This window comes from Streptomyces sp. NPDC004561 (assembly GCF_053602155.1).
In genome coordinates this window covers 1-5055 of record NZ_JBSGDB010000579.1, presented here as the reverse complement: position 1 = coordinate 5055, position 5055 = coordinate 1, and the positions used below count along the sequence as shown (strand labels likewise).

General features: G+C 70.1%; 6 protein-coding genes. 4 read left to right on the top strand and 2 right to left on the bottom strand.

The annotated features are described in order from the left end of the window. Positions 1 to 763: polysaccharide deacetylase family protein (locus ACWEN3_RS41170; RefSeq protein WP_452982255.1), on the top strand; the 763-nt coding region annotated here is incomplete at its 5' end. A 58-nt stretch (positions 764 to 821) separates the two neighbouring features. On the opposite strand, the gene ACWEN3_RS41165 is transcribed toward ACWEN3_RS41170, so the two are convergent. Continuing rightward, positions 822 to 1859 carry a phosphatidylinositol-specific phospholipase C domain-containing protein gene (locus ACWEN3_RS41165; RefSeq protein ID WP_452982252.1) on the bottom strand — a complete coding sequence of 346 codons (1038 nt, stop codon included), beginning with the start codon at positions 1857 to 1859 and terminating at the stop codon, positions 822 to 824. Between the two features lie 304 nt (positions 1860 to 2163). Here ACWEN3_RS41165 and ACWEN3_RS41160 point away from each other — a divergent pair, with 304 nt between their 5' ends. From ACWEN3_RS41160 to ACWEN3_RS41150, 3 genes are all read left to right on the top strand, one after another. Then, positions 2164 to 2628: an SRPBCC family protein gene (locus ACWEN3_RS41160; RefSeq protein WP_452982249.1), complete on the top strand. Its 465-nt coding sequence runs from the start codon at positions 2164 to 2166 to the stop codon at positions 2626 to 2628. Beyond that, positions 2625 to 2963 (top strand): ArsR/SmtB family transcription factor, encoded by a 339-nt coding sequence (locus ACWEN3_RS41155; protein WP_452982246.1) that lies wholly within the window; start codon positions 2625 to 2627, stop codon positions 2961 to 2963. Before ACWEN3_RS41160 ends, ACWEN3_RS41155 begins: the two co-directional genes overlap by 4 nt. 86 nt (positions 2964 to 3049) lie before the next feature. Further along, positions 3050 to 3490, top strand: a complete 441-nt coding sequence (locus ACWEN3_RS41150) for an SRPBCC family protein (RefSeq protein WP_452982243.1) — start codon at positions 3050 to 3052, stop codon at positions 3488 to 3490. Positions 3491 to 3616: 126 nt separating this feature from the next. Here the strand turns inward: ACWEN3_RS41150 and ACWEN3_RS41145 are convergent, their stop codons facing one another. Further along, positions 3617 to 4738 carry a DUF418 domain-containing protein gene (locus ACWEN3_RS41145; protein WP_452982241.1) on the bottom strand — a complete coding sequence of 374 codons (1122 nt, stop codon included), beginning with the start codon at positions 4736 to 4738 and terminating at the stop codon, positions 3617 to 3619. Positions 4739 to 5055 lie beyond the last annotated feature (317 nt).

Sequence of the window (5055 nt, the reverse complement as noted above, 5' to 3'; positions counted from 1 at the left end):
TGCCAGGCCGAATCGGCACCGTACGGCGAAGACCGTCGCCGCCGCAGCACTGTCGATCGCCGTGTCCGCAATCGGCGCGACGACGGCGACCGCCGCGGCCCCGCACCCCGCGTTCACCGGCCCCCCGCACGCGCACGCCGTCGACTGCCGAGCCGTCCGATGCGTGGCCCTCACCTTCGACGACGGGCCGACCCGGTACACGGCCGCGCTGCTCGGCACCCTTGAGCGCACGCACGCCGTCGCCACGTTCTTCCTCATCGGACCGCACGCGCTGCACTACCGCGCGGACACGCTGCGGGAGTACCGGGACGGCGACGCGATCGGCGATCACACGGTCAGCCACCCCCACCTCCCCCTCCTGCCCACGGCCCGGATCGACTACCAGATCAAGGCCGCGGCACGGCAGATCGCCTCCGTCACGGGGAACCGGCCGGTGCTCTTCCGGCCGCCGTTCGGGGCGTGGAACCCGCGCGTACGCGAGGCGGCCGGCGACGCGGGGACGGCAGTGGTGATGTGGAACATCAGCCCCCAGGACTGGAAGCACCACAACCCGGCGTTCATCGAGCGGGCCGTGCTCGCCCGGGTGCGGCCGGGCGCGATCGTCGTCCTGCACGACCGGTACGCGACGACCCCGCCGGCCGTCCCCTCGCTGATCCTGGTGCTGAGAGCGCGCGGGTACCACCTCGTCACCATCCCCGAGTTGTTCGCCACCACCGGTGGCCTGCACACCGGTGTGGTGTACCACCACGGCCCCCACCCGTGACGCGGGGGCCGGGAAGCGAGGGTCAACGTCCGTCGCTCTTATGGCCCTTGACGGAGTGTCATCGAACCGAATCGGTGTCGGTCGTGTTGTGGGCGATGATCGCGTCGATGAGCCGGCCGCCCGGCCAGTCCATGCTGATGACCCCGGTGTGACCCGAGGCTGTGTGCAGGTGGTCGAGCATGCGCTGGTTCATGCCCTGTTCGCCGCCGTAACCGTTGGCCACCTGGGTGTAGGTCGCGCCGAAGGGCGGACAGCTGGCGGAGAGCCCGGTGCCGCCGATGGTGTTGGTCGTGTCGGCGGCGATCTGCTGGAGACTGGCCGTGACCAGCGACCACCTGGTGTCCAGATTGCACTCGGTCCACGGGATGAACGGCGTGGGAAGCCAGTGGGAGAGGCCGAATCCGTCGTACGCCTGGCCTCGGGGGCCGCTGAAGCCGGTGAGCACGATGTGACCGCGTGCCTGGCCGAGGGTGGGGGTGTCGGCCGTGCTGCTGCCGGTCACGGTGGGCGCGTAGAACAGCCCGGGGTAGCGGTCGAGATAGCTGTCGAAGATGCGGGTGCGGTCGGGGCCCGTGGCGTCGGGCGGGTCGTCGACGCACTTGCCGATCTGCAGTCCGCCGGTGCCGCCCTCGGTGGTGTCGCCGTCGCACTCGCCGTGCAGGCTCATGAGGATGGTCTCGCCCGGGTGGGCGGTGAGGAAGGCCCGGGCCTTGGTGAGGACGTCGTCGAGGTTGGCGTTCTGGTAGACGTTCGTGTGGTGGATGGCGAACGCGGTGTTGTTGTTGACGATGCGGACGCGGATGTCGATGGCGCGGATGCCCGCGTTCAGCTGCGCGGTCAGGGTGTCCGCGCTGTCGCCGTGGTTCTCCTGGGTCTGGTAGTACCAGGGTGCGAGGGCGCCACCGTGAACCGCCATGGTGTCGTGGGTCCCGGGGATCGACATCCGTCCCAGACCCGTCGAGTCGGGAAGCCGGCTCATCCAGTCCGGGTTGCCGGCGCTGGTGAGGCTGTTGAACGCCGGCGTCGACGGGCCCGGCCACCAGGGCAGGTCGAAGGCCGACGCCGGGACGGAGCCGGTGAACAGGCTCAGCGTCACGACAAGGGCACCGAGCCCAGAGACCGTGCCGGCGTAGCGCCGGAGCGTGCGGGGGCCTGGTCGGCCACGCCGTGGCAGGAAGGGCATGGGTGGGGAACCTCCTGTGAACTGTCAGGTACATGCCAATTCATGACTCCGCGGATCGCGGCCGGGAAAGCATTCCCCACGCCTCGCCCATAGGCAAGACACGCGCGACCGCCCGCTTTGCCTCGGCGGTCGACTCACGAGCAACCAAAGGTTGCGCATTTCGCAGGAGTGTTCTAGGGTTACATGCAACCGAAGGTTGCGAAAGGAGGAGAGCGGGATGGAGTACGGCAGCATCGAGCGGGAGATCCACATCGAAGCCACGCCCGAGGTGGTCTACGAGGTGGTCAGCAAGCCCGAACACCTGCGGGAGTGGTGGCCGGACGAGGCAGACCTCAAGCCGGTCCCCGGCGCCACCGGGGTCATCACGTTCGGAGACAGGACCAAGCCGGACGCGCAGACCGTACCGGTCACGGTGGTGGAGGCTGACCCGCCCAGGCGGTTCACCTTCCGGTGGGTGTACGACGAGGGCGAGGTCGCCGCGCCGGCCAACTCGCTCCTGGTGACCTTCGAGTTGGTCCCGTCGGGCGCGGGCACGCTGCTGCGCTTCAGCGAGACCGGGTTCCGGGAGAAGGGCTGGGAGGCGGCCGTGCTCGAGGAGCAGTACCGCGAGCACGTCAACGGCTGGAACTACTTCCTGCCTCGCCTGGTCAGCTACGTCGCCCGCGTGGTGTCGAAGCCATGAGCGTGGCCATAGACGACGATCTCTGGTCGGCGGTGGGCGATCCCATCCGGCGACGGATGCTCGACCTGCTGCTGACCGGCGGCGCCGGCACGGCGACCACGTTGAGTGAGCAGCTGCCGGTCACCCGGCAGGCGGTCGCCAAACACCTCGGCGTACTCGGCCGGGTCGGCCTGGTCCATGTCACGCCCTCCGGGCGCGAGCGCCTCTACGAGGTCGACGAGGCCCAGCTCGCCCGCGCGGTCGCGCAGCTGTCCTGGGTCGGGGCCAGCTGGGACGCCCGGCTACAGCGCATCAAGCGGATCGCCGAGGCGATCCAGCGCAGCCAGGAGAGCTGATCCCCCACGAACGCACGCCGCCGAAACCGCGGCGTCGGTGACGAGCAGCGCCCGAAGACGGGCGCCCCACGGAAAGAGGTATCGAGATGGCGGACATCCTGCACAGGATCGGAGTCGTGGCGTCTCCCGACGCCGTCTACACGGCCTTGACCACCGTCGACGGCCTGGCGGGCTGGTGGACCGAGGACACGGACGGCGACGCCGGCGTCGGGGGAGTGGTCCGGTTCCGCTTCGAGCCCGGTGGGTTCGACATGAAGGTTCTGGAGGCGGAGCCCGGCGGGCGCGTGCTCTGGGAGGTCGTCGACGGTCCCGAGGAGTGGATCGGAACGCGGATCCGCTTCGAGCTCGAGCAGGAGGACGGCTTCACGATCGTGCTGTTTCGGCACGAGGGCTGGAATGAGCCGGTGGAGTTCATGTACCACTGCAGCACCAAGTGGGCGATCTTCCTGATGAGCCTCAAGCAGCTGGTCGAAACCGGCAAGGGTGACCCCGCGCCGCGCGACGTCAAGATCAGCAACTGGCACTGACGGCGGTCCAACCGGCGCTGCCGGACCGAGGGAGCCTGGGCCCCGCGAGGGACGCGCCGATCGTCCACGCGGGGCCAGGCCCTCGCGCAGGGCTCCCGCCCATGCCCGGCGACGAGGGCCGCGGACTCATCTGACGTTCCGTGCCGGCTGGGTGGCGAGGTGGAGAAGCTCCTCCAGAGGACCGCGTCGGAACAGCCGGGTCCACACCGTCGCCAGGAGCATGGCGGCCGCGATGAAGCCGAACAGCCCCGTCAGGGCGGACAGTGTGTCCCCCGCGATCGCGGGCACGTACCAGACCTCGCTGAAGAACCACAGCGCGACGATGTGCAGGACGTAGGCGGTCAGCGCCGTCATGCCGACGGCGGCCACGGGTGTGGCCAGGCGGGTGAGGCGCGGCATCCGTTCGGCGACGATCAGACACGCGGCGACCACGACGAGGGCGAGTCCGGTGTTGCCGACGATGGAGAAGGTGGTCTCGCTGTGCGGTACGGCCACCAGCAGCCAGGCGAGCGGGGGGTGACCGCCGGGCTCGCCGACGCGGTCGGACCACCAGGCGGATGATGCCGGACCACCGTCCGTGGCGGAGGCGACGGCGGACAGGGCGTGCGGGACCAGGTGCAGGGCGAGCCAGGAGCCGCCGTAGCCCAGCAGCGCGAGCGCCCCGCCGGCGAGCGTGAGCCGGGATCGGATGCCCGGGCGCGCGAGGTCCAGCCGGGCCACCGCCATTCCCGCGATCAGGAACGAGATCCAGGTGAGCACCGGATACGCACCGGTGAACAAGAGCTCTAGGGTGCCGCCCGTGCCGCTGATCAGGGCCAACGGATCATGGACGATGACGGCGTGCGCCCAGCGCCCGTCCTCGATGGACGCTCTCATCACGTACAGCACCTGGGGCAGCACCAGCGCGGTGGCGGCGGCGATCAGGGCGAGCGTCCTGGCCCGCAACCGGTACAGCGGGAGCACGGTCAGGAACAGCACGCCGTAGAAGCTGAGGATCACGTTGACCTCGGTGTCCAGGGCGGACAGCGCGTAACCGAGGACCAGCAGGACGACGGCACGGATCACGATCCTGACCACTGCCTGGCGGCCCGCCCGTCCGGTACGGGGGTGGGGGCGGCCGGTGATGATGACCAGTGAGAAGCCGGCGAGCAGCGCGAAGAGGGCCGCGGAGCGGCCACTCGCCGTCTCCATCAGGAATCCCACCGGGCCGCCCACCGTCGCATCAGGCCCGACGTGTACCGAGAACATGCCGAAGACCGCGAGTCCACGAGCCAGATCGATACCGACCAGCCGCCCCGTCGAGGGACCGTCGGCGGGGGTGGGGAGACGGCTGCGCTCGAGCGACGATGACACGTTCGCCGGCTTGACCGAAAATGCTTGCTGGACCATGCCCAATAGGTTCACCGGCGCCCCCGCCCGAACACCCCGGCAGCCTTCCGGACGCACCCCGCCGCCAGGCCGGAACCACCCCCCGTCACCCGGCCGAAGCCACCCCCCGTCATCCGGTCGGAGCCACCCCTGTCACCTGGCCGGAGCCACCCCGGTCAGGTGGTCGTAGCCACCCC